This is a genomic window from Pseudomonas sp. GM74, from assembly GCF_000282455.1.
GTDB lineage: Bacteria > Pseudomonadota > Gammaproteobacteria > Pseudomonadales > Pseudomonadaceae > Aquipseudomonas.
This window is the reverse complement of the sequence record NZ_AKJG01000156.1, coordinates 1-24,363: the sequence shown is the minus strand read 5'-3', so window position 1 is coordinate 24,363 and position 24,363 is coordinate 1. Positions and strand designations below refer to the sequence as shown.

Sequence of the window (24,363 nt, the reverse complement as noted above, 5' to 3'; positions counted from 1 at the left end):
CTGCTATGCAGCCGAACGCAGCCTCGCAGGCTCGGCAGCTGCTACAGATCGCATTACCGCTTAACTGACTGGCATTAGCCATATGAGCCGGTTTCTTTGACTTCCTGATACCCACGCGCACAAAAAACCCCCTCACAAGGAGGGGGTTTGATGTTTGAACGGTTCAGACGGTTTCAACCGTCCTTTCCCGGATTCTCGTCAGCTCAGCGCAGCGCAGGAATTCCCGCAAACATCCAGGTAGATTCCTGAACCGGCGTTGCTTCGTTGCGCTTACGCGCCCACTGGGTCAACGCCACCATCATCGCAAAGCCGAGCACGATCAACACCGGATAGGCCATCAGCAACTCGGTCAGCGAATACTTCCAGGCCAGCGGTCGACCAACACCAAGCATGGCGGCATACAACCAGGACACGCCCGACAGTGCGCCAGAGAACAGGGCAAACATTCGTACATTGACCTGAAGATCAAGCAAAGAACCGGCCTTCAACATTGCAGGCAATACATAACGGTGCAACAACATGCCGTTGAACGTCAGCAACAATACAATAATAACTTTGGCTTGAAGTTTCGGATTGGCAAAATAGGTCATGCCTTTATCAAGGTAATCAATACCTATAATCGCAGCGCCCGTCACCCACAAGAATATCAACGCATTGGCAACAGACTTCTGCAGACTGGCCATATGTTCATTATCGTGACCCGACGACACGCGACCTTTCAATAGATCCTTGACCATGGCGGCATCGCTCGCAAACACCAGGCCAATAGCCACACAGCACGCCAACAGATGAACGTACACAACACCTAAACGCAAAAACTCCATGGATTCTTTCTGGCCGATCAGGCCAATCATTGTATTAATATCCAAAACTACATCTCCACTTATAGCAGCAGTGCAAATTGACCATGCCCCAGGCAGGCGAATTATTTATTCGCACCTGCAAGGTCAAGTTGGCAAAGATTGAAGCAACTAAATAATTTGGTATTACAAGAGAGAGCGACTCGCCCAGCGAGTCAGTGATGACGGCATACTATCACTCCAGGTCTCAGGTAAAAAAAATCCCCATGTGCATTCCATTCAATGCAGATGAGGTATACGTCCATTTTTCTAGTGAGTGCAGCGCGCCCCGAAGGATCCGCCTGCTGGAAAATCAGAGCCCAGCATATCCCGATCGTTCAATTTTTGAACAAAAACATCGACAAACGGTACTGTTTCCAGAACCTGGGGACGCCTACCTCTTTGGCTGAAACCCGCGTTGCTACGCCGCTGAATCGTTTCTGGTCGTATGCCGAAAAAAAAATCGCTATTTCGCTGAATTTTTGTCTCCAGACCCGACCAACGGCGAAAATTGCTTACCACGAAGACCTGCGCAAATATGCAAAAACGAGCCCGCTGGACGTTTTCGACCAGGCCGTCGGCAGGTTCTCCATCGCCTACGCCAATCAAATTGCGAAAGACCATGCCGCGCTGATAGCCCTGAAAAATCAGGGCGTATCAATGATCAGCGCCCTTCCGGTTTTTTCACGACCTCATCGGTGGTCATCAGGCCGTTGGCGATGTAGCGGAAATTGACCAGCGCGCTCCCGTATCCGTCGCCGTCAGGCAGCCACAGGAACTGCGTCGCAGCGCCCGTCAGGCAAAAGGCAATGGGTCCGGGAAAAAGGTCGATCCATCGCCCGCGTAAGCGCAGACACGTACACATCCCGGACCAGGCTCAAGCCAACAACTCGGTAATCCACCGGGCCTGCCGCGCGATGTCCTGCACCGTCTCCTCGGGCACGGCCTGCTGCGCCCGGGTAAAGTGGCTCAGGGTCTTGTGTTTCTGGCGCAACTTGCGCTGCCACTTGACCAGGAACGCTGGAGTGCGGGCCTGCATCTGCAACGGACCGAAGTACAGCTCTTGGGCGGTGTAGATCACCGGTCCGGAGCGCTCGGCGACGATGATTTCGTAGTCGAAACGATTTTCCCGCAGCACTTCCTCGCAGAGGATGCGGTAGCCATTGTCCATCAGCCATTGGCGCAATGGCTGCTCGCCACCGTTGGGTTGCAGGATCAGGCGCTCCTGACCGCTCAGGTACGCCTTGCCGCTGTCGAGGATGTCGCGGATGGTTTCGCCGCCCATGCCGCAGAGGCTGACCGCCGTGATCCCGTCTCCAGGCTCGATTGCCGCCAGGCCATTGGCCAGGCGCACGGTGACCTGCGAGTCCAGGCCGTTCTCGCGCACGGTGCGGTTGGCCGCGTGGAACGGCGTCAACGCCACCTCGCCGGCCACCGCCGCCACGATGGCGCCACGGCGAATCAACGCCACCGGCAGGTAGCCATGATCCGAGCCGATATCGGCCAGGCGCGCACCGGCTGGCACATGTGCCGCCACGCGCTCCAGGCGCATGGACAATGTCTGTTCGTTCAACTGCGGCCCCTTTTCACCACGAACGTCCGGCGCCTTTGGCCGGATCGGGGCGTGATTCTGTCGAGCAATGCCGTGCATTTCAAATTTATGTGACCAGGGTCATGGCCCCCTTTACGCAATCACTCGCGCATACACCGACCTGTCGACGTTGCCACCGGACAGAATCACCCCCACCCTTTTTCCCGACATGGCTTCATGCTCCGAGATGAGCGCTGCCAACGCCGACGCACCGGCCCCTTCGGCAAGGTTATGGGTATCGGTGTAATACACACGCATGGCTTCGGCGATCTGGTCATCGCTGACCGATACGATCCGCGCCGCACCTGCCGCGTAGACGGCAAAGGCTTCTGGAATCGGCTTGCGCACGGCCAGGCCGTCGGCAAAAGTGTTGGCCGAGGCGGTTTCGCATATCACGCCAGCGTCAAACGACAACTGTGCGGCCGCGGCCTCCGTGGAAACCACGCCAACCACCTCGGTTTGCAGACCCAGCGCATCGCGGGCGGCGATTACCCCGCAAATCCCCGATCCACAGCCAATCGGTACATAAACGGTGTCCAGGTCCGGCGCGGCGTTGAACAGCTCCAGCGCATAAGTGGCGACACCTTTGACCAGTTCGGTGTGAAACGGCGGCACCAGGAACAGGTCATGCGCCTGCGCCAGGCGGGCAGCCTCTTCACGAGCCTCATCGAAATCCCGGCCATACTCGACCACTTCAGCGCCAAAGCCGCGCATGGCGTTGTTCTTTTCTACCGAGTTGCCTTGCGGCACGACGATCAACGCCTGCAGACCCAGTGTGCGAGCCGCCAGTGCCAGGCTCTGGCCATGGTTGCCGCGGGTAGCGCTGACAATGCCCTTCGCGCCTGGGTGCTCGCGTTTAAGCCAGTGCATGAACGTGATCCCGCCGCGCACTTTGAAAGCACCGGTAGGCGTGTGATTTTCGTGCTTGACCCACACCGTGCAACCCAACCGTTGAGCCAGCAAGGGCCAAGGGTACTGGGCGGTGGCGGGCATGACCTGGTAAACCTGGCGAGCGGCCTGTTCGATATCGTCGCGAGTCAGTCTGTGCATGGGTGGTCCCCCTGAGATTTTGCCCAGTCTGAACAACGGCGCCGTATTGCGGCTTTCAAAAAACCGACCTGACTTTTGTCCCCTCTCTTCACTACTATGGTGTCCATGAGTCATCGAAACCGCCCGCCGCCACCACTGCTGTCCGAACCGGTTCGTCGTATCGAGGCCGGGCCCTGGACGATCGAATTGCTCCCCGGTTGTGCCTACGCGACCCGCTATGTCGCGACCCAGGCGGGAATCGGCTTTGCCTTTGACAGCCAGCGAGGCCTGCACGCCATCGGCAGTGACCGCATACGCCCCTTCGATGCCGTGCCCAACGGCCTGGCGTTCGTCCCCGCCGGATGTGACGTGTTGTCCGAATCACCCCAGGGCGGTGAATACCTGCGGGTGATTCGCACCGACGGTATGGCGTTGGAGGGGGATCGTGCCTTCAACAATCGTATCGACCAGCAGGCCACTGCCCTCGCCTGGCGAATGCGCGCCGCGCTGTTGCTGCCCTCCATGGAGGATGATTGGGAAGTCTGGGCACTGGCATTGTCCGAGCGGGCGACCGGTAGCGAAGCGGTGTCGACAGCAGCCCATGGCGCGATAACCGGCAGCCGGATGCGCTTGCTCGATGAGTTCATTGATGCAGGCCTCGAAGGCCCATTGAGCGTACCGGCGATGGCGAGCCTGCTTGGATTGTCCGAAGGGTATTTCATGCGGGCCTTCAAAAACGCCACCGGCAAAAGCCCCCACAGTTATCTGATCGACCGACGCCTCGCCAAGGCCCGCGCGCTGATGCGCAATCCGACCGCCACCCTGACGGAGATCGCCTACGCCTGCGGTTTCAACTCCCAGGCGCACATGGCGACCACCTTCAAGCAACGCCTTGGCGTGAGTCCGGCGCAGTTGCGTCAATCTTTGGGGTTACGTTAGCGTCTGGCTAACAGCCGGCTTTTTCGCCGCTTCATGAGACAGCCTTACCTGGAATCCCTGGCCCGCTTGCGCGCGGCCTTAGCAAACAGCCTGTAGAGGACGAGGAGCAAGGGTGTTGGCAGGACCAGCAGCAGCAATGCGCGAGTAACGTTCGACAGGTCATTGCCAGGGAAATTATTGTCGAGTTCGGCCAATGGAATCATGATCATCACAACCGCTCCCAGGTTGCACATGCAGATGGCCATGACCCTATAAAAGATTCGCCATGGTTTGGAGGGATGGTCGATGTTCTTGGTAGATGGCGGGATAACGCCGGGGCTGGGCATCACGATACAAGTACCAATGCCCCCCGCAATGGACTGAAAGAAAAAGACGAACATTGTCAGTGTCATAAGGGGTCAATCAAGTAGGTGAAAGCGCGCATAAAGAAAGCGCATTCGATCAGAACACAACGACAGGGCCATGTTTTGTCATGACCCTGTAGCTGTATTTGCAGAATTGCTTACCAGCGCATGCCTTTAAACGGGTTCCATCCCTGTTCGCCCTTTTGCTCCTTGAGGTAGTAGGCGTAGTTGGTCGAGAGGGCATAAAGCAGATTGAAAGCGAAGCCCACGGCAAAGTTGACCTGCTTGGTGAAGCCAAAGTCGACCAGTGCGAATACAGCGTCCAGAGCGAAGGAAATGGCAACCATGATCGCAATCAGCGTCAGGTTCTTTTTCCAAAGTCCCAGCACAAACAGGTAAATCGGCCCGAAGAAGAACGCAATGATGTTTGCGTTGATGCTCATCTTCTGTTTCAGGGGAAGTTGCTGCAGTGCCGGTTTGTAACCCGGTGCATTGGGCGCACCGTGAGCATCGAAGAAGGCAAATCGCGCCTGCCATTTTGCGCTGTACTTGCTGCTGCCTTGCACTTGATCTGTAGTGTTCATTCGATAAGTCCTTTAGTCCCTGAATGGTGTGTTGCTTCCAGATTTCCTTGGTGTTGCTCCATGCCTGGCGTGGCAGGCATGTCGAGTGGCCACCAGGACAGCCTATGGAGGCGATTTGCGAAGTAAAGTTCCCACGCCAAAGCGATTTTCTTAAACACCCGTTACAGTTTGCAGCGTAAACGTGCCGCATTCGGCCAGGCACGGCCTTTCAGGCGATGTTGAAAATACTCTGGAACCCAGGGAATCGAACGGTGTCGTTGCGGTCCAACACGCGGCAGGACAATGGGCGCAAGATGCCCAACGTATCGCCTGCCGACCGCCATTGCCCTTGGGAGAACCGATTGTCAGCTGTATTTTTGCGTCAAGTTTTCCGGTTAGCGATCGTGCTCCTTTGCGCAGGCACCTCGTCCTCGGTTTTCGCCTGCCCGGCCGGCCAGTCCCAGATCTGCATGGTCGCTTGTTTTTGTGCCCCTGGTTCCGAAGAGGAAGCTGGAACGATCTTCGACGACATGAACCAGATGGCGGCCTCTGGATTGCAGAACTGGATTGTGCAATCGCGCAACTCCGCGGCAACGGGCGATATCCGGCCAATCCCGTTGAATATCCGGGCCCAACTCGAACCCTGGTATGACATTCAAGTGCTCGATTCGGCGCGCTACAAGGTCGGCGATGATGTGGAGCTGAACGCCGCACACACCATGCTGCAGAATCCCGATGTACGTGCGGTCACCCTGATAGACATCATCGTCTTTCGAAATCCCGAGGATGCACTGAACGATGTCGCGCTGTGGGCGCACGAGTTGAAGCACGTGCAGCAGTACCAGCAATGGGGTGATCGCGAGTTTGCCACTCGTTATACCCGTGACTACGAAGCCGTCGAGGCGCCTGCCTACGAGATTCAAGCCCAGGTCTCCAGAACGCTGCGAGCCAGCCAGGCTCGGGCAGAATCGACTCGACTTCCCTGAGTTCAAAGGGTCAAGCCTGGTCAGGTAACCATGAAGAGCTGGCACCGCCCCCCTCTCACGCTGATTGTCTGCGCCAGGTGCAGGGGGATGTGCCGAACTGGCGTTTGAATACGCGACTGAACGCGGCTTCGGGCAGCGAAGAAAGCAGCGGACTGAAGGGTGTTTGCGAACCGAGGAATCCGCACAGCAACTGCGTGGCCCCACCGTTCCCGCCGTACTTGATCCGTGAAATGGCGCCGAATTCTGGCGGCTGGATGACGTCCCTCGCCGGCGTGGGCGCAATGCCCAGGTCGCTGCCAAAGGAATGTGCGTCGTTGCGAGGAAGCAGAACGAGTTCGCCAGCCCTTACCTCGGTGCCCGTCAGTCCTCTAAACGCCCTGCGCGCGCTCGATCGCGCTCGTAGTGTCGGGTGAGCGCGAACGCCGGCAACCAGGCCTCTCGTCGCACAGTCCAGATTTCGTAGGTTGGCGTCAGCTGGTCAGGGGTATCCAGGGATCCGAGGTTCACTTCGATTTCGTCTGCGCTGCGTGAAAACACCGAGGAACCACACAGCGGACAGAAATGCCGCCCGGCGTAGTCATGGGTTTCACCTTCGATCGTCACGGCATCCTGATGAAATATCGCGGACGCGTGGAACAGCGCCCCATGATGTTTGCGGCAGTCGAGGCAGTGACAAACGCCAACCCGGAACGGGCGCCCCGACGCGACAAGGCGCACCTTGCCGCACAAACAACCGCCGGTGAATCGGTTCATGGGGTGCCTCCTCCAGGCCGTGCGAAACGGCGTATCAGCGTGGAAACAGGAACGTCACGGCGGCGCGAAAGCCCCAGCCTTGCGGGCCGTCCTCCGGGCTGTCGAGCCAGTAGCGCGGGCCGGCCTGCACCGTCAGCGGTTGACCGCCGATCCTCAGCAGCTGGGTGACCGTCAGGTTGACCGGTACCGACCATTCGCGCGATTGCCAATTGTAGGTCGACTCGGTGTTTACCCCGTAGGTCGTGTACGTATGAGTGGTGTACGAGAGGAAGGGTTGCAGGAAGGTCTGGTTGACCTTTTCCTTGTCGTCCGGCGGGCTGTCGTCCAGGCCCCAGATATGGTTGGCCAGAATGCCTCGGGTCCAGCCATTGGACTGTTTCAACGCCACCGCCGTCGGGCCCAGGCCCCATTGCTCGCTGCCGAGCAATTCATCACTGCCGGTCGGTATCAGCAACGCCGGGCCGCCACCGAGTATCCAGCCACTTTCCGTGGGTTTGGTTGGCGAGAAGAAAAAACTCTGGGTGATATCGCCGGTGCCGGATTTGTCCGCCGCGCCATCGGGGGCCAGGCCGTGCTGGTCGATGATCGGTAGAATGGTCCGGGAAATGAGGTTCCAGTCTTCGTTCAAGGCGAACGGCAGCACAGGCTGGATATTGGTGACGCTGTGCATGCCCTCCCCGGTAGGCCCCATTTTCTGGTCCCAGTTGTACTGCACCGGCAGGCTGTACATCGCCGCGACCGGGTTGAGGGCTTTCTTTGCCAATTCTGCCGAATCATCGGCCTGAGCCATCGGGATGAAGCCCAACGCAACGAAGAATGTCGACGCGGTACCCATCCATTGTTCTTTCAAATCCATTTCACTCACCTGTAGACGCCAAAGCCGGCGTTGCTAAGGGTTAGCGTAGGCAACAGTGATCGATGTGCAATTTTACCGGCCCCGTGTTTGACAGTTTTTGAGAGTTATTGATTGGGATTATCCCGCCGCTACGGGCAGCATTCGGCCCGCATTGTCCGGCGTGCAAGCACCTGCTTTGCGTAACCGACCGGCAAGTACCAGTGCCTGAATACAAGGCGTGCGGACCAATGCCCGGGGCCAGGTCGGAACCCGAATGACAACTTTCATCACTTGAGAACCAAAAACATGGGCATGTCGAATAAATGGATTGCGGGTATTGCTTTGAGCTGTGTATTTCAGGTCGGCTGTGTCTCGAAAGTCGCGCAGCAAGAGCAATACTCGGGCTTCCTGGGCAATTACCAGGGCCTGGAGGAGCAAACTACGCCGAGTGAGCAGAAAGTATTGCGCTGGGTATCGCCAGGGTTCGATCCTCGCGCGTATTCCACGGTGGTGTTCCGGCAGATGGAGCTGTATCCATCGCCGCAGCCGACCGCGCGCGTCAGCCTGAAGACCCTGCAAGACCTGCAATTGATGGCCAGCAACAGCGTCAAGACCGCCTTTGCCCGACGCTATGCGATCATCCCTTATCCGCAGCTGGCGCCGACCGATTCGCGGTCGCTGATCCTGCAGGCAGCGATCACTCACGTCAGCGCCAACAACGAAGGCATGCACTGGTATGAAGCTGTTCCAATCGGGGCCATTGTCGGGGCGACACAAGCAGCCACCGGGCATCGGGACCAGACCGCCGAGATGTACATCGAAGCCAACCTGATCGACGCCAAGACCGGTATGCCGGTCGCGAAGATCGTGCGCAAGGTATTCGGCGAGACCATCAAGAATGCCGAACAGCCGATTGTTGCCAATGACTTCAAGGTTGCACTCAAAGGCATGACAGACGATATGCAGGCCCTCCTCCTCAAGCGTTGACGTTCAGGTAAACCCCATCGCAAGCAGACCGGCATGGGGTTTCAATGTGATACCCCGCCGCGCTTTCCCTCTGACAAACCGTTAGCCGCACCAACGCCTGACGCGAGACTCAATGATGAAAATTCCGGCCCAAACTCTGGCGATTCTGATGCTGTTGCTGAGCACCAGCGCCCTGGCTGCGACAGTGATTCCCCTCAAAGGTCAGACCTCCCAGACCATCCAGCAGGACACCAGTGCCTGCCAATCCCAGGCCAACGCACAACATCCGGTGCAAAGCACCGTGCCTTCCGGTGGTCGGGTCAAGGGCGCCGCAACCGCCGCGGTAGCCGGTGCGACCGCGGCAGAAGTTCGCGGCCGCCAACATGAAAACCTCTATGACCAGATTGACGACGATACCAAGCAAGACTATCGCCAGAACCGCGCACACAGTGCCGCGGTTGCCGGCGCCGTCGTGGGGGGCTCCAGGCAACGTCAGGAGCGCCGGCAGAATATGAATGAGAGCGAACAAGACATCACCGCCAACAACTCCGTCTACAGCAGCTGCCTGCAACAACGTGGCTACGATGTCTTGCCTTGATCGGCGACGACAATGGCATGACGTGTTTATGTCCTTGTCGTTTTGCTCGCGCCCTGGCTTCTGGCCAACTTCGTCCGCTCAAAAAAAGCCCCGGGCCCTTCATGAAAGGACCCGGGGCAAAGCCGTAGAACGAGAGGTGAGGATCGTTTACGCCGCGACAAACAAATCATGAACGCGATGTGCGTCAACGCTCCTCGAGAGCCATTTAAGTCGGTAACGCCCCCGGTTCAAAGCTAATAAGAATCAAAAATAATCCTTAGCAAGCCAAGTGCACAAAAATACAATCATTGATTTGTATCTTGATAGTTCAGGCTGAGTTTGAGGACTGTCGGCACAACGAGATTAGTTCATTCAGGCCTGGTTGCGCGCAAACCCGCCTGCCCGAGCTTGCAGTTTTCGGATAGCGCAGTTAATCCATTCCAAGCATTATTCATGGTGTCCAAATCGAAAACCATGGGTCATCCAGCAATGCTTTTCCTTTGTTTGATTGAACTGATACCTCTGGCAGGCCGGGCTGTTTGCCGAACCGCACGCCTCTGAAACGAGCCAGTCCGGCATTGTAAATGCGACACGCAGTGCACCTTCCGCCTGGCCCTCATCTTCGTTCACTTCCCAGACCAGAATGTACCGAGCCAAATCCGGCCCCTATACTCAGGCCAGCACCGCCTGAACGGAAGATTTCTATGAGCTACACCTTCAAGTTGAAAAATGGCGCCATGGCGGTATTCGACCCCGAGAGCGCCATGCTTTCCATTACAACACCCCATGGAGATGTACAGAATTCCACGCTAGGTAGAGCTGAGTCGCGTCTGTTGGACCTGCTGCTCATGGAGCCAGGTGTCACTAAAAGCCGCGATGAAATCATTGACTACACCTGGAATGACCGCGTGGTTGCCTCCGGCAGTTTGAATCAAACGGTTTTCTCACTGCGCAATATTCTCAATGACAGTCGGGATCACGAGATCTTGATGACTGTTCCTCGACGAGGATATTGCTTCAACCGGCAATGTGTCGTCGATGCGCAAGCAGATATACCGACACCCCGAGTGGAAACAGCGCAACCACCCGCGCCCATCATTGAGCAACTACCGCCACCGGGTGGTGATGAGCGACTGGCCCCTCCAGGAAAAACCAGTAATTCCACCCGCATTACAAAGGCCCAACTGATCGGTTATTTCGTTACGCTGGCAGTCGTTGCCTTTACTATTTTTCAATTCGACTTCCACGCACCAAAAATTGAAATTTCCAGTATCGACAAGAATGGACTGGTCATACACGCCGTGGGCAACGATCTTGCCGAGGCTCAAGCGCTGATGGATCTGTCAGTCAAACAAACTGAACAGCTACCGCCAAACCTGAAGGGCCAGGTCTGGATCAACCTGTATAAAGCCAATTATTCCGTTTCGTGCATCCGCCAGGATCAAAGCACTGCAAATCTGCAATTGAACAGCAGCGAAAGAGACCTCGCCTTGATGATTCGTCAATGTCTGGAAGTCACCTTATGAAGTTCGGAATTCCGCAAGCCGCTCACTGGCCTCTTATAGGTTTGATCAATGCACTGTGCATTTTCTCTTTTGTCTATTCACCTTCGCACTACATGGAAAATACCAGCTACCAGACAAAATCCCGACAATGGCTGGAGGATCTCAACCAACTCAACACCGAAGAGTACCTCACTATCGGGCATGGTCGACTCACGGGGACCACACTGGAAAGCCTGAATGGAAAAATCCGCAACGCGACCATCTCGGCGAATATAATTGGAGAAAACAATACACACGTCGAGATCAAGGTCAGCAATATCAAGCTCAGCCAGGACAATGAACTTTTTGCCATTGAAAAGACCCCTGACCTGTTCTTCAGGCGTCAGTATGTCTTGCAAGAAGGCGCCATTCTAAACTACGAGTTGATCCCGACCCAGGATAAAAACGCCGTGTGTTTTTACATCCATGAACTTGGCCGCTTGCGCTGCATGAACCATTAATCAGCCTCCCGCAGCGACTCGACACCCGCCTTGTACAGGTTCACATCAAAGAATTTTCAAACAAAAATAATACTTATTGATTTGAATCAAACGTCTCTCCTGACAAAAATCCCTCGCCGATAATCCTTGGAATCGAGCCTGCTTGATTCTCGCCCGGGACAATGCCCTATACAGGAGAGTCAAGTGAAAACCATGCATTTCCTGCGAACCCACAAGTCGACGACTTTCGGATTCATGACGGTCTTTTTTCTGTCTGCCATGCCACTTTATTCGTTGGCGCACGACGAACGCTCCGTCGAAAGCACGACCATTGAATATTATGAAATTGAAACAAGCCCGGATGACAGCCAGAAACTGTCGCATCTGAAGATTCAAAGTGAGAATGAGTATCATACGGACGAGCAGAACAGTGATTCTGCTCTCCCTGCCCCACCACAAAGTGATACCGGCATGAGCTACGCCAACAGGCTCATACTACTTTGAGGAGCGTTGTATTCGCAGGGGAAAACGGTGACGGGCCTCTTCCGGCGACCTGGAAAATATGAGTTATTGACTTTGGCAGGCACCATCGAAGTGAGATTGTTTGCAGCCGGGTCGTGGCAGAGATGAAGCTGACACTCTGCTCTGCCTGAATAAACTGTTAATAAGGAATCGCCTCGATGCTACTGAAAAACTTCGTCACCGTGTCGTTTGGTTTATTGCTTTCCCTCAAGGCCATGGCCGACGACAAGGGCGTCTACAGTGCCAAATTGACGAGTGTCGAAACCAACAAGAAGGCCCCAAGTACCGTGAAAACTGGCTATCAGGTAAAAACCGGTTATCGTATTGACGACTTTTATTCCTTCACGGCAGCAGCCATTGACCCGATGAAACCCCAATCGCAGATTTTCAGTTCGAAAATCGATCCGCGCAACATTCAACGCCTGGACGACTCACCGTCGGACAGCAAGTACGCATTTTCGGCGGAACTGGAACTGATCCGGGGACTCTGACAACCCGTTCAAAGCCAATGGAAACGGGGTCGAACTCACCGGCAGAATGAACGCCCGATCGCGTATCTTCTCCAGACTGCCCGCCAGGCTTGACCTTAATCATTTAACAGATGAGCCTTCAATTTCATGAGTATCGCACCGCCCGACGAGATCTTTCATTTGTCTTCTGCCTTGCCGAGCCAACTGAATAGAACAATAGGCAAATGGGAAATGAGCCTTATTCCGACCGAGCATGAAGCGCGCATTCGGCAACACAAACTCTTTCACAGTCCGCAACTGCAGTGCAGTCGCCTTGAGTTCGACTCATCCGTAACCCTGGTCAGCTCTGTCCCTGCCGGATGCGTGACATTCGCCATCTCCCAGGTCCCGATTGGGCGCCCCGTCGTAAACAATCACAAACTACGACCTGACGAAGTCATCGTACTGCACAGCGATGAATCGGTGCATTACACCTGTGAACCGAATGAAACACTGTTCACCATCACCACGACACTGGAAAACTATAACCGGTGCCGCCAACATCACCCTGTCATGGATATTCTTGCAAATCGGACACAACACAGCTTCCAGGCTGAAAACTTTCAATTCATACAATCGGCCATTCAAGCCATCAGCGCTTGCTGTGACGACATCAATGACGCTGCTTCAGCACAACGCAGCGAAGCAGAGGGTTCGGTGATTGAAAGTGCGGTACTCGCTTCTCTGTTGCAGTCGTTGACGCCCGCAGGCGGTGTCAGCCGCAAAGTCCCGACAAGAAGAAAGGTGGCGATAGAAGCCATCCAGTACATCCATGAAAACACAAAAAAAACGCTCACTATAAAGTCGCTCGTAAGACAACTTGAAACCACCACGCGTACCCTGCACTTTGGCTTTATTGAAACGTTCGGGATATCGCCAATCGCATATATCAGAAACTTGAGACTCGCAAGTGCCCGTCGCGACCTGATCAATAAAACCTGGCCCACCGTCACAGAAACCGCGATGTTCTGGAACTTTCACCATCTGGGCCGGTTCTCCAAGGCGTATCAGATCGCTTACGGAGAGACGCCGTCGGAAACGGCCAGGCGCAATTCAGCCAGGCCCAGGAACACGACCTCACCCGTTTACATTCAGGTCGCTGGCGATAGAAGTCATCGTTAACAGGCCTTTATCAAAGCCCTGTAAATGATGATTAATGATTTTCCTTGATTAACAACAGGTATCAAAAATTGCTTATTTGCCTACTCAAGGAGATAAGCATGCATCATCGAATAAACACACTGCCACTCAAGCAGAAGATCGCACTGTGCATTGCAGTCTATGCAAGCGGCATCTTATTGGCCTGGGTAATTGACTGGTACTGAAGACGCTTAATCCGCGACTACAGGAAGCACAGTGAAATAATGATACCTCGGGGTTTGTCGATGGTTGCCGCATATAAAGCGTTACTTGGAAGGCACGCAGTCACTGTCTGTCTGATTGCTGCAGCGGGCTGGGCCGCATGGCTCTGCGCTGGAGGACTGGCGGAGCCATTCACTGCACGGAAGTTGAATAACGTTTATGCCGATCTGCGCGCAGCACAAGTGGAGCCCAATGCGCAGATCGACAAAGTACTGGAAACCCTCGGCGATCTTGATCGTTCGGGTCAAGCGTGCTCCGCCGAGCAATACTCGCAACTGGCTGACCTGGTCAAGAACCTGCGATTCGTCGATCAAGCGGCAATCCAGTTGCCCAACGGCAAGATCTGTTCCTCCTACGGACAAGAACTCCCGTCGATACTGACCGGTAACGACAAACGCAAGTTCTCCGTTGGCAAGCGAACCTACTGGGTGGATTCCGGCCACACGGTTTCCGCGGACACCGACTTTATCATTGTGTCGGAACAGTCAACCTACGTCTGGGCAAACAAGAAAATCCTGCTCGACAATCTGAAGTTTCCCGAGGACCTGCAACTGGACCTCATCGGCCCCGGCGGCGCAGTGCCCATTGCCTCTACGGGTCTCAGGCCGTTGATGATGCGCAAGCCCTTCCACCTGGAAGAACTGGTTATCTCGGCAGACAAGGCCCTGATCGCCTTTGCGGGCAACCGAAATGAACTGATCTCTGTCGTTTCTCTTCCGTTGAGCTACCTGACAAGTCTCAAATTCAAATTATTCATTGGCCTTGCGTGCGTGTTCGCCGCGCTGCTCTTGCTCGCAAGGTGTATTCAACGACATTACACCTCTACCGCTGTACGGCTGCGCAATGCCCTGAAAGCCAACACCCTGGGGGTTCACTATCAGCCAATCGTCAACTTGACGACGGGCTATCTGGTGGGCGCCGAATCACTTTCCCACTGGAACGACAACGGCACCCAAGTGCCTGCGGATGTTTTCATCCCGGTGGCGGAGAAGTCTGACTTGATCCGCAAACTTACGCGCTCGGTGATTCGACAAGTGGCGGAGGATTACAGCACCTATCTCTGGGCCTGCAAGGACTTCTACATTACGGTCAATCTTTGCGCCCAGGATATTCAGGACCCGAGCTTCCCGGACTATGTGGCCGGCGTGCTGGCCACCTACAACATGCCTGTGTCCGCCATGGCCTTTGAAATCACCGAAAGGACCCTGCTCGACCAAAAGCCTGCCGCCCTGCAATTGCGACGGCTTCGTGCGTGCGGACACCGCATTGCCGTGGACGACTTCGGTATCGGCTACTCCAACCTCTCGCTCCTCGATTCAGTGCCATTCGACATTCTGAAAATAGATCGCTCATTCATCGCAGACGACAAGATCGCGGCCAAGGACGCCTTGTGGCGCCATATTGCCCAGTTGGCCAAGTCGCTGAGACTCAAGGTCGTGGCCGAAGGTGTGGAGACTCCGGAGCAACTGCCGCATCTGGTTTCGGAGGGGGTTCTACTGGCGCAAGGCTGGCTGTTCTCCAAAGCGCTGCCCATTCAAGCGTTGGCAAGACGCTACTTTCAATGCCCGGCAAACATCCCGCCCTATGACTCAAAAATATCAATCAATGACTTCTATTAACCCCTCACGGCCCCTCAAATGCTCGCCGAACCCTAACACCAGACAAACCTGTACAAGGACTCCACCACACATGCTACTTCGAAACCTTGGCTTCGCTTCACTGCTATCGCTGCTGTCTTTTCAAGCGCTCGCCGATGACAAAGGTTTATATCTTGGAGCTGGCGTAAGCAGCATACAGACCGACGAATCCAGACTGGACGACGACGACACCAGCTACAAGGTTTATGCCGGGTATCGCGTCAATAGTTACCTGGCCTTCGAGGGTGCCTACGTCGACCTGGGTCAATTCAAGGACAAGAATGTCGATTTCGAAGGCAAGTCGGCCCAGGCTGCCGCCCATGTGGGCTTTCCACTGGGCGATCGGATGCGGGTGTTCGGCAGTCTCGGTGCTCACGCCTGGGACGCCGACGGCAATGCCACCGACGACGATACCGGGGTTGACCTGACCTATGGTGTCGGCCTGGAGGTCGATGTGTTTCGCAATATCGGCCTGCGCGCTGAATACGAAGTCCTGGAGGTCGGAGAGATCGACCTGAATCAGACGACTGCGTCCGCCTATATGCTTTTTTAACACCGCTACAACTGAGCGACCGCCCCGGTCGCTCATCGCACTTGCCGCAATGCGCGTCCTCGCCCTGTCAGCCCCCCGCCATTACTTCAACGTCTCCTTCGATTCCTGCGCCGGTGCCATGTACCACTTGTCCCTGGGCACCCATTTCTCCTGTTGCGGATCACCCAGATAGTGCGGCGACATGATCTGTACGCCGTACTCGTTGAACACATCCTGGATGTTGGCGTGCAGCATGCTCAGCAGCACCGCCCGTGGCCGAGGCTGACTGGGGATGGCCTGGGCCACCAACCGGTACTCGGGGTAGAAATCCGACAACGCCGTCTGGAACACCTGCGGCGGTGGGGTTTCGAGGACGCCGGGCGTGCGTTTGGCGGCTTCCAGCAACATCCCTTCGACCTGCCGCCAAGGGGTGTCATAGCCAATGGTGACTACGGTGTCGACCACATAACCGGGGCCTTGTACAACCCGTGAATAGTTCTTGGTGACCGTGCCGGTGATCATCGAGTTGGGCAGGGTCAGCACTTCGCCCAGGCCGGTACGAATGCTGGTGGTGAACATGCCCAGTTCAGTGACTGTGCCTTCGTGCTCGCCAATGCGCACGAATTCACCGGGGCGCAGGGTTCGGGTGTACGTCAGGATCAATCCGGCCGCCGCCTGCCCGACGACGCTGGAAGCACCCAGCGAGATCATCAGGCCGACCAGCACCGACAAGCCTTTGAACGCATCGGTACCGGCACCCGGCAAGTAGGGATAAGCCATGGCCAGGGCAAACAGCCAGATCGCCAGCGACGTCAGGCGCTGGGTGGGCTTCAGGGTTTCGTGGTTCAGCCAGTTGAAGGTACCGGGCGTGGCCATGCGCCGCAGTATCCGGCGAGAGAAGGCGGTCGCGCCTCGCGCAATGAAGAAGATCGCCAGCGCTACGCCGAGTCCGGGGATGGCACCGAGAATCCCTTGCAGCAAATAACCGGCGACTTCCAGCAGATAGTTGTTAAGGCTTTCACCCCAGGGCCGGGTATAGGGAAAACGCGACAGGACAAAACCCAGCCACTCGTAGGTGAGCAGCAGCACGATGACCCAGCGCAGCACTTCCAGCACACGGCTGACCAATGGATAGAGGAAGTTGGCGTCGATCAGCGGAACCCGCCCGACCTTCAGGGCCTGGGTATGCCGATGCATCAGGTCGGGCAATTTTTTCAGCAGTTTGCGCCGTAGAAAAACCATGGCCAGGAGCAGGCCGAGATAGATACCGGTGGCGAGCAGCGCGGCGCCCACCGACCGGAGTATCAAGTGCAGGCTGCGAGCTTCCCGGGTTTCGGCCACCACCTGACGCAGTTTTTCAGCTGCGGCTTCGGCGGCCAGATGCACCGAGTCGAATTCGGTGTCGTCGAAATCCTTGGGCGTAACGATGAAAGCGCGGCGAGAACCCAGCAGCACCATGTAGCTTGTCATGATCGGATCGAGGGTAACCTTCAGGTCGTCGGCCTCGTCCAGCGCCTCACCGATCACCGCTTTCGCCCGTTTGACCCGCGAGGCAGGGGCTTCACCGAGGAGAGTCGCGCGAAACACCATGACACTGCGGTTGGCCACTTTCAGCTCAGCAGGCGCATCAACCACCTTTGGTGAATCCTCTGCCCACAGCTGCAACGACCAGAACAACCCGAAAACAGTGAACAATACAACGAGCAGCCTGCTCCGCATCTGTCAGATCCCTACTTCACAAATTTCTGGTCGAGTGTACGTACCGCAGCGTAGTTCACCGATGAACGGTTGTCAGATTGCAGGAGCAAGCTTGCTCGCGATAAACCGGAGAACACCGCGGGGCACCTGCCAGCCCGCGTTATCGTTGACGACCATCGCGAGCGAGCTCGCTCCTACAGTGCATTCAAGGATTGACCTGGTAACCCTTGCCCTGCAAACAGCTGGTGTAAGCCGACGTGGTGTTCGCCTGCGTGGTTTTCGATTGCTCCCGGCGTTCCTGGCGCTGACGTGACGCACCGACCACGGCACCGGCTGCCGCCGTCTCCTTGGCGCGGTTCTGGCGATAGTCCTGTTTCGTGTCATCGTCGACACGATCATAGACCTCGTCACGTTGATTGCCGCGCACCTGGGCCCCAACCGCGCCAGCGGCAGCCCCGGCAGCAGCGCCCTTGATCCGACCGCCGGAAGGCGTGGAAGCCGTCGAGGTGCTTTGGCTGGCGGCGATGCTGTTGCATTCGTTGATGTCGGCCTGGGTTTGTTGCGAACTTTGCCCTTTCATCGGCACCACCGTTTGCGCCCATCCCGGGGCGCTCAAAACCGACAAGGCGAGACACAGACTGATAGGTGACAGTTTTTTCATGATGACCTCCGGATGAACCTGGTTCACCCCCAACAGGAGTTTAGATCAGCCCCCATCAGCCACCCGGTTACTGACCGGCGGTGAGTTCAATCTCCATGACCAATTGGTCTGCGATCCAACGTACCGGCACGGCCTCCAGTTGCGCGCCTTTACACGGGCCGTCGATGCAGTGCCCGTCGTCGTAACGAAACATCGCGCTGTGATGGGCGCACATCAGGACCTTGCCGCGCCAGGTGCAGAACTGCTGCGGATTGAAGTCCAGCGGCACCGAGAAATGCGGGCAGCGGTTGATGTACACCCACACCTGTTCGCCCTGACGCACCGCCACCAGCCCGGCAGGATGCAGTTGCTGGTGCTGTGGCAATCCCAACGCCCCGCCGTCGGCGATGTCGTCCAGTCGGCACAAGGAAATGCGGGTCATGGAAAACCGCGCAGTTCCGGATTGCCCAGGCTCCAGTGCCAGGGGCGAATCTGCAGACTGGCGAACAGTCCCGCCTGGACATAGGGATCGTCGCGCATGAACGCTTCGACCTCCGGCAGGCTGCCCGCCTCGATGACCAGCAACGTCCCCGTCATCGCCGCGCCGGCATCATCAAGGATCGGGCCGCCGAGGCGCACGACGACCCGATGATCCCCGGTCGCACGCAAATGCGCCTGGTGACTGGGCCGCAGACGCTGGCGCAGCGCCTGGCAGTCCGAATGATCAGTGGCAAACACCGCAAAGAACTGACCCATGATTCACGCAGATTCCATGACAAATTCATAACATGCACGCTTGAACGGCACGTCCATACCCAGCCTGGCGGACACATCGTCGTGGCAGGTCAAGTCTTCGTAAATCACCTGCAACGACTGTTTCACCCCAAACACTGCATCGGATTGCAGATACGGATCATCGTGGTTGAACAAGTGCGTCACCAATTTGCGATAGCCCGGCACCTCGATCATGAAATGCAGGTGAGCTGGCCGCCACGCATGGCGGTTGGCGGCATCGAGCATGCGCCCTACCGGGCCATCGGTCGGTATCGGATAGGCCACCGGGACAATGGTGCGAATCGCAAAGCAGCCATCCGCGTCGGTGCGATAGCGCCCGCGCAAGTTGCCGAAAGGCTGTTCGGTGTCCTGTCCGGAATACATGCCGTTTTCGGCGGTCTGCCACACGTCCAGCACCGCTCCGGCCAAGGCATTGCCATGAATGTCGACCACGCGCCCGCGTACCAGCGCTGTCTCCCCGGGCGTGAAGGCCATGTTTTCGCCGAACTCGCGATCCGGCATGCCATCGATGTAGAACGGCCCGAACACCGTGGTCTCGGTGGCCGCTGCGCTGTGGCGATGGTTGATCGCGTCGACCAGCATCGAAACGCCCAGGGTGTCCGACAGCAGAATGAATTCCTGGCGCACCAGGCCATCGCACTTGTGCCCGGTGTCGGTCAGAAAGCCAATGCCTTCGAACCACTCCCGTTCGGTCAATTCGACCTCGCTGACAAACCCATGCAGGTGGCGCACCAGGCTTTGCATGATCTGTTTGTAACGCGCGTTGGGCGCGTCGTTGAAGCTGTTCACCGCCTGTTGGGAGATCAGTGACTCTATGGCTTTGTCTTGATCGGTCATTGTTGTTATTCCGACGAGGATAAAAGTGGCTGGCAGATCAGGCTGGGGCCTGACCTGTCAGGGCACGGTTCAACAACGCCTCAATCGGGCCTTGTTCGAACGGCCGCGGGTTGTAGTAAGGGCTGGCACAAGCGATTTGCGCAGCTTCGGCCGGGCCGTTTGCCGGAAAGCCGATGTCCGCCAGGGCCAGTGGGATGCCCAGTTTCTGGTTCAGCGCGTACAACAAGGCACCGACCTCACTCGCTTCGCTCCCACCCAATGCGCGGGCGGCCCGTTGCAGCGGGCCCGCCGCCGCTTCGCGGTTGTAATGCGCGGCGTGGGGCAAGACGATGGCGTGCGCCTGTGCGTGGGGCAGATTGAACGTGCCGCCCAGGGTGTGACAGAGCTTGTGGTGCAAGGCCATGCCGACCGAACCCAGGCAAATGCCTGCCAGCCACGCGCCGTACAGCGCCTGGCTGCGCGCCTCGGGGTCATCGGGATGGTTGACCACACCCGGCAAGGCCTGCGCCAGCGAGCGAATCGACTCTTCGGCCATGAAACCGATGATCGGGTTGGCATCCTGGGCGTACAGCGCTTCGACGGCATGGGCCATGGCGTTCATGCCCGAGCACGCGGAGATTTGCGCTGGCAGGGTCAGGGTCAATTGCGGGTCGTAGATCACGGTCTTGGGCAAAACCCGCGGATCCCGTCCGGTTTTTTTCAGGCGATTTTCGGTCAGCCCGTAGATCGGCGTCATCTCGGAGCCGGCATAGGTAGTCGGCACCGCCACGATGGGCAGGCCGGAATCCATCGCAATCGCCTTGCCCAGGCCGATGGTCGAGCCACCGCCAATGGCCACGCAACAATCGGCATCCAGCCGCGCCGCCTCGATGCGCGCCGCTTGCGCCACTTCCAGCGGGACGTGCATCACGGCCCTTGGATAGACACCGGCGGCACGGTCACCGAGCAACGCCGCAACCTTTTCGCCGAGCCCCTGCTGTTCCGGTGTGGTCAGGATCAACGCACGCCGGGCACCCAGCCGTTCGATTTCCTCGGCCAGCGCCGAGAGCTTGCCCCAGCCGAACACCACACGGGTCGGCAGGCTTTGGTAAACAAAAGGATTCATGGCAGGCCTCAACGTTTGTAATACGCAGGGATGTTGGCATCGACGTTGACCCAGACCGAACGGGCTTCGGTGTAGTCGTGGATCGCTTCGAAGCCCATTTCCCGGCCATAGCCGGACTGACCGACACCGCCAAACGGACTGCCCGGGTTGACCCGTTTGTAGCAGTTGATCCAGCACATACCTGCATGAATCGAGTCGGCTATTTTGTGTGCGCGGCTCAGGTTCTGCGTCCACAGGCCGCTGCCCAATCCGTATTCACTGCTGTTGGCGATGGCCAGGGCTTCTTCGTCGGTGCTGAAGCGCACCACGGTGACGAACGGGCCGAAGACTTCCTCCTGGCAAACGCGGTCACCGGGCCTGGCCTCGATCACTGTCGGCTCGACATAAAATCCATTGGCCAACGCTTTATCCTCCGGTGCCTTGCCGCCAGCGAGGACCTTGCCGCCCTGCTCGATGGCAATATCGATGTACGCCATCACCCGGTCGCGGTGCAGCGCCGACGTCAGCGGGCCCATTTCGGTGTCCGGGTCCAGCGGGTCGCCCAGGCGAATGGACTTGGCCAACACAATGAAACGCTCAAGGAATTGATCAGCGATATCTTTGTGCAGAATTAGCCGCGAACCGGCGATGCAGGCCTGGCCCTGGTTGTGAAAGATCGCCCAGGCCGCGCCATTGACCGCCGCGTCCAGGTTGGCGTCCTCGAACACGATGTTCGCGCCCTTGCCGCCCAGTTCCAGCTGGATGCGCTTGAGGTTGCTTTTGGAGGCTTCGACGATCCGACGCCCGGTGGCGGTCGAACCGGTAAAGGCAATCTTGCCCACGTCGAGGTGTTCGGCCAGCGCTTGCCCGGCGGTATGGCCGTAGCCCGGCACCACGTTGACCACGCCCTTGGGGAAGCCGACTTCGGTCATCAGCTCGACAATGCGCAAGGTCGACAACGGAGTGATTTCCGAAGGCTTGATCACGATGGTGTTGCCCGCTGCCAGCGCCGGGCCCATTTTCCAGCTGGTGAACATCAGCGGGAAGTTCCACGGCACGATCTGCCCCACCACGCCAATCGGCTTGCGTTGCACGTAGTTGAGGAACCCCGCTTCGACCGGAATCACCGAACCTTCGATCTTGTCGGCCATGCCGCCGAAATAACGGAAGCACGCCGCCGTGCGCGGTACGTCGAGGCCACGGGAATCGCGGATCGGGTGCCCGGTATTGAGGGATTCGAGCTGCGCCAGTTCTTCACCGCACGCTTCGATCCTGTCCGCCAGTTTGAGCAACAGGCGTCCGCGTTCGGCGGCGCCCAGCGCCGACCAGGCCGGGAAGGCGCGCTTGGCGGCGGCCACGGCGAGGTCGATGTCAGCGGCTTCGGCTGCTGCGATGCGGGTGATCAACGAACCGTCATGGGGCGACACGACGTCGATGGTGCCGCCGCCGACGGCATCCACGAAGCGGCCATCGATATAGAGCTGATTTTGCATAATGGTTTCCTCGCACCGCGCGGCTGGCGCAGTGTTTGACGAAGTGGTTCCTGAGCGCTTTGCCCGGCGCTGGGCCGGGCCGGACGCGAGGTCCTAGAACTCGATTGGATACGGCTTGAGCTCACCGCTTTCGTAGCGTTGCGGCAGGTTTGGCGTGGCGTTTTCCCAGACCATCAGCATCGAGCGTTTGGTCGAGTAACCCTGGTGACGGATGTCCGCGGGCATGGCGCAGATGTCGCCGGCACGCATGGTGATGCGCGCACGGGGATTGCCGTCGTCCTTGTCGCCGACGTCCCAGATGATTTCGTCGGACATCTGCAAGAACCACTCGATGCGGTCATTGCCGTGGAACACCGGCAGGATGAACTCCTCGGTGGTCGGGCAGAACAGGCTGGCCTTGCACACCGAGGTCACCGACGGGTTCCAGGTCACATCGGAGCGCGACAGGTACTTGAACAGGTTGAAGGCATGCAGTTCGCCTTCGAAGCCTTCGGCGGCATGGACCTCCGGCTCGTCCTGCGGCACATCGATGAACTGGCGGTTGACCGGCAAGTCATCACGCAGCGGCGAGTCATCCTTCAGGCCCGGCATGCGTTTGGTGGCGATACGCGAGCGCTCGATGGCTTCGATGTTGTTGCCGTTCTTGCGACCGAATGCGCTGCCGGTTTCTTCCGGGGCTGCAAAGGGGTCGAAGGTGGCATTGGTCCAGTCGCGCAGGATGGCCTTGAAGGTGGCCATGATCAGTGGCGTTTCGAAGTTTTCGGTGTAATTGACCCCGGCCGCCTTGAGCGTGCCGTTGAAGGTGCCGGCGTACAGGTCGACCTTGCCGTAGTAATTGCGGGTGCCAATGACGTGGTCAAAGTTGACCCAGCCATAGAAAAAGCCCCAGGCCACGTCGCGCATCATGGCGCGCAGGAAGGCGTCGACCGGAATCAGGTGCGAGCGGGTCTGGCCCTTGGCCGGCCAGGTGATGCGGGCGAAATACTCGTCGCGCGACAGTTCGAAGGCGCCGAGTTTGAATGAGCGGTAGCCGGTGACGGCATGGGGCGCGCTGGCCTGGACTTCATCGTCGGCAAGGTGGGCGGTGTCGGCAGCGGTTTCAAGCATGGCCATGGCGGAATTCCTCTTGTTGTTGTGGGGTGGGCGGTCGGGCGTGGCAGATCACTTGAAGCAGATGTCGGCCCATTTCTCGACCGACAACGGGCCTTTGATGGTCTGCTGCAGGATCACACCCGGGCGGCTGGCTTCGAAGCGATAAGCGGTGCCGACTGGCAACAGGCACTGATGGCCGCGCTTGAGCAACACATAACCCATCGGTTTGCCGGCAGGTACGTCACCGGCCAGATGCGTGCCCTCGCCGGCTTTCAACGGCGCATCGAGCTTGAGGAAATCCACGCGAACCTCGCCGTCCATGACGATGGCGAATTCGTCGTGTGCTGCGGTGTACCAGGGCGACTGGCCTTCGGCACGGATGGACTCAACGACGTAGCCAAGGTTGAAACCCACCACGACTTTTTCATAAGGACGGGAAAGATCGGCCACTTCGAAAATGTTGGAGAAGGCGTAGTGGCTGGCCTGGCCGCTGATGATTTCAACCGACCCTTTGGTGTAGTTGTCCAGCGAGCCGAAGACCGTTTCGATTGCAGCGCTACTCATGGTTTTCACCGTTTTGTTGTTGTAGTAACAGTGAGCCAACAGTACGTCGCAGCACCTCGGCGAACAATTAGAGGACCGGCGACAACAGTGTTTGCGAAACGCAAACACTGTTGTCATTGCTCAATCGCAATCCTTGTGGGAGCGAGCTTGCTCGCGATGGGGGCCTACTGTTCAACATCAATGTTGACTGAC

28 protein-coding genes and 1 pseudogene are annotated in these 24,363 nt (G+C 57.6%); 12 read left to right on the top strand and 17 right to left on the bottom strand.

The annotated features are described in order from the left end of the window. Positions 1–203 precede the first annotated feature (203 nt). Entirely contained in the window at positions 204–854 is a 651-nt protein-coding gene (locus tag PMI34_RS02720) for a hypothetical protein (protein WP_008053597.1), read from the bottom strand. Between the two features lie 330 nt (positions 855–1,184). Here PMI34_RS02720 and PMI34_RS28870 point away from each other — a divergent pair, with 330 nt between their 5' ends. Continuing rightward, complete coding sequence (locus tag PMI34_RS28870) at positions 1,185–1,574, top strand: hypothetical protein (protein WP_157222739.1); 390 nt, start codon at positions 1,185–1,187, stop codon at positions 1,572–1,574. A 142-nt stretch (positions 1,575–1,716) separates the two neighbouring features. Here the strand turns inward: PMI34_RS28870 and PMI34_RS02730 are convergent, their stop codons facing one another. Then, complete coding sequence (locus tag PMI34_RS02730) at positions 1,717–2,412, bottom strand: tRNA (adenine(22)-N(1))-methyltransferase (protein ID WP_338009881.1); 696 nt, start codon at positions 2,410–2,412, stop codon at positions 1,717–1,719. Between the two features lie 111 nt (positions 2,413–2,523). Next, the gene (locus tag PMI34_RS02735; protein WP_008053594.1) at positions 2,524–3,480 is read right to left on the bottom strand and encodes a threonine dehydratase; all 957 of its coding nucleotides are present in this window, start codon (positions 3,478–3,480) and stop codon (positions 2,524–2,526) included. Between the two features lie 96 nt (positions 3,481–3,576). Between PMI34_RS02735 and PMI34_RS02740 the strand changes: the two genes are divergently transcribed. Continuing rightward, complete coding sequence (locus tag PMI34_RS02740; protein ID WP_008053593.1) at positions 3,577–4,398, top strand: helix-turn-helix transcriptional regulator; 822 nt, start codon at positions 3,577–3,579, stop codon at positions 4,396–4,398. 44 nt (positions 4,399–4,442) lie between these two features. Here the strand turns inward: PMI34_RS02740 and PMI34_RS0127560 are convergent, their stop codons facing one another. Together PMI34_RS0127560 and PMI34_RS02745 are read right to left on the bottom strand one after the other, a co-directional pair. Continuing rightward, a complete protein-coding gene (locus PMI34_RS0127560) occupies positions 4,443–4,778 on the bottom strand; it encodes a hypothetical protein (RefSeq protein WP_157222737.1) in 336 nt (111 codons plus the stop codon). A gap of 122 nt (positions 4,779–4,900) precedes the next feature. Next, entirely contained in the window at positions 4,901–5,326 is a 426-nt protein-coding gene (locus tag PMI34_RS02745) for a DUF2628 domain-containing protein (RefSeq protein ID WP_008053591.1), read from the bottom strand. Positions 5,327–5,619: 293 nt separating this feature from the next. Between PMI34_RS02745 and PMI34_RS02750 the strand changes: the two genes are divergently transcribed. Next, a complete protein-coding gene (locus PMI34_RS02750) occupies positions 5,620–6,291 on the top strand; it encodes an eCIS core domain-containing protein (RefSeq protein ID WP_238538835.1) in 672 nt (223 codons plus the stop codon). A gap of 130 nt (positions 6,292–6,421) precedes the next feature. Here PMI34_RS02750 and PMI34_RS28480 read toward each other — a convergent pair. The 3 genes and pseudogenes from PMI34_RS28480 to PMI34_RS02760 form a co-directional block, all read right to left on the bottom strand. Then, positions 6,422–6,643 (bottom strand): annotated as a pseudogene (locus PMI34_RS28480) (cupin domain-containing protein); the annotation flags it as partial. An 8-nt stretch (positions 6,644–6,651) separates the two neighbouring features. Beyond that, positions 6,652–7,044, bottom strand: a complete 393-nt coding sequence (locus PMI34_RS02755) for a GFA family protein (RefSeq protein WP_008053589.1) — start codon at positions 7,042–7,044, stop codon at positions 6,652–6,654. Between the two features lie 34 nt (positions 7,045–7,078). After that, positions 7,079–7,879 carry a hypothetical protein gene (locus PMI34_RS02760; protein ID WP_050562117.1) on the bottom strand — a complete coding sequence of 267 codons (801 nt, stop codon included), beginning with the start codon at positions 7,877–7,879 and terminating at the stop codon, positions 7,079–7,081. 306 nt (positions 7,880–8,185) lie between these two features. On the opposite strand from PMI34_RS02760, the gene PMI34_RS02765 reads away from it, so the two are divergent. The 9 genes from PMI34_RS02765 to PMI34_RS02805 all read left to right on the top strand — a co-directional run bounded on the left by PMI34_RS02765 (position 8,186) and on the right by PMI34_RS02805 (position 15,989). Then, positions 8,186–8,866: a DUF3313 domain-containing protein gene (locus tag PMI34_RS02765; protein ID WP_008053586.1), complete on the top strand. Its 681-nt coding sequence runs from the start codon at positions 8,186–8,188 to the stop codon at positions 8,864–8,866. A gap of 112 nt (positions 8,867–8,978) precedes the next feature. After that, positions 8,979–9,443, top strand: a complete 465-nt coding sequence (locus tag PMI34_RS02770; protein WP_008053585.1) for a YMGG-like glycine zipper-containing protein — start codon at positions 8,979–8,981, stop codon at positions 9,441–9,443. Positions 9,444–10,126: 683 nt separating this feature from the next. After that, complete coding sequence (locus PMI34_RS02775) at positions 10,127–10,948, top strand: transcriptional regulator (protein ID WP_008053584.1); 822 nt, start codon at positions 10,127–10,129, stop codon at positions 10,946–10,948. Then, entirely contained in the window at positions 10,945–11,427 is a 483-nt protein-coding gene (locus PMI34_RS02780; protein WP_008053583.1) for a hypothetical protein, read from the top strand. The genes PMI34_RS02775 and PMI34_RS02780 overlap by 4 nt, the downstream gene beginning before the upstream one ends. Before the next feature lie 192 nt (positions 11,428–11,619). Next, positions 11,620–11,910, top strand: coding sequence for a hypothetical protein (locus tag PMI34_RS02785; RefSeq protein ID WP_032829909.1), 291 nt, complete (start codon positions 11,620–11,622; stop codon positions 11,908–11,910). 176 nt (positions 11,911–12,086) lie between these two features. Next, positions 12,087–12,419, top strand: coding sequence for a hypothetical protein (locus PMI34_RS02790; protein ID WP_008053581.1), 333 nt, complete (start codon positions 12,087–12,089; stop codon positions 12,417–12,419). 126 nt (positions 12,420–12,545) lie between these two features. Then, positions 12,546–13,559, top strand: a complete 1,014-nt coding sequence (locus tag PMI34_RS02795) for an AraC family transcriptional regulator (protein ID WP_008053580.1) — start codon at positions 12,546–12,548, stop codon at positions 13,557–13,559. A gap of 263 nt (positions 13,560–13,822) precedes the next feature. Then, positions 13,823–15,418: an EAL domain-containing protein gene (locus PMI34_RS02800; protein ID WP_008053578.1), complete on the top strand. Its 1,596-nt coding sequence runs from the start codon at positions 13,823–13,825 to the stop codon at positions 15,416–15,418. A gap of 70 nt (positions 15,419–15,488) precedes the next feature. Continuing rightward, positions 15,489–15,989, top strand: coding sequence for an outer membrane beta-barrel protein (locus PMI34_RS02805; RefSeq protein ID WP_008053577.1), 501 nt, complete (start codon positions 15,489–15,491; stop codon positions 15,987–15,989). A gap of 81 nt (positions 15,990–16,070) precedes the next feature. Here PMI34_RS02805 and PMI34_RS02810 read toward each other — a convergent pair whose 3' ends face one another. The 9 genes from PMI34_RS02810 to PMI34_RS02850 all read right to left on the bottom strand — a co-directional run bounded on the left by PMI34_RS02810 (position 16,071) and on the right by PMI34_RS02850 (position 24,171). Beyond that, positions 16,071–17,687 carry a mechanosensitive ion channel family protein gene (locus PMI34_RS02810; RefSeq protein ID WP_008053574.1) on the bottom strand — a complete coding sequence of 539 codons (1,617 nt, stop codon included), beginning with the start codon at positions 17,685–17,687 and terminating at the stop codon, positions 16,071–16,073. A 184-nt stretch (positions 17,688–17,871) separates the two neighbouring features. Beyond that, complete coding sequence (locus tag PMI34_RS02815; RefSeq protein WP_008053573.1) at positions 17,872–18,327, bottom strand: YMGG-like glycine zipper-containing protein; 456 nt, start codon at positions 18,325–18,327, stop codon at positions 17,872–17,874. A gap of 67 nt (positions 18,328–18,394) precedes the next feature. Next, complete coding sequence (locus tag PMI34_RS02820) at positions 18,395–18,748, bottom strand: Rieske (2Fe-2S) protein (RefSeq protein ID WP_008053569.1); 354 nt, start codon at positions 18,746–18,748, stop codon at positions 18,395–18,397. Next, positions 18,745–19,062, bottom strand: coding sequence for a YciI family protein (locus PMI34_RS02825; RefSeq protein WP_007997964.1), 318 nt, complete (start codon positions 19,060–19,062; stop codon positions 18,745–18,747). Before PMI34_RS02825 ends, PMI34_RS02820 begins: the two co-directional genes overlap by 4 nt. A 3-nt stretch (positions 19,063–19,065) precedes the next feature. Then, on the bottom strand, positions 19,066–19,938 hold the full coding sequence (locus PMI34_RS02830) for a dioxygenase family protein (protein ID WP_008053568.1): 873 nt from the start codon (positions 19,936–19,938) through the stop codon (positions 19,066–19,068). A 37-nt stretch (positions 19,939–19,975) separates the two neighbouring features. Continuing rightward, positions 19,976–21,043, bottom strand: coding sequence for a maleylacetate reductase (locus PMI34_RS02835; RefSeq protein WP_008053567.1), 1,068 nt, complete (start codon positions 21,041–21,043; stop codon positions 19,976–19,978). A gap of 8 nt (positions 21,044–21,051) precedes the next feature. Continuing rightward, positions 21,052–22,515 carry an aldehyde dehydrogenase family protein gene (locus tag PMI34_RS02840; RefSeq protein ID WP_008053566.1) on the bottom strand — a complete coding sequence of 488 codons (1,464 nt, stop codon included), beginning with the start codon at positions 22,513–22,515 and terminating at the stop codon, positions 21,052–21,054. 93 nt (positions 22,516–22,608) lie between these two features. Continuing rightward, positions 22,609–23,628, bottom strand: coding sequence for a hypothetical protein (locus PMI34_RS02845; RefSeq protein ID WP_008053564.1), 1,020 nt, complete (start codon positions 23,626–23,628; stop codon positions 22,609–22,611). A 48-nt stretch (positions 23,629–23,676) separates the two neighbouring features. Next, on the bottom strand, positions 23,677–24,171 hold the full coding sequence (locus PMI34_RS02850; RefSeq protein ID WP_008053563.1) for a hypothetical protein: 495 nt from the start codon (positions 24,169–24,171) through the stop codon (positions 23,677–23,679). Positions 24,172–24,363 lie beyond the last annotated feature (192 nt).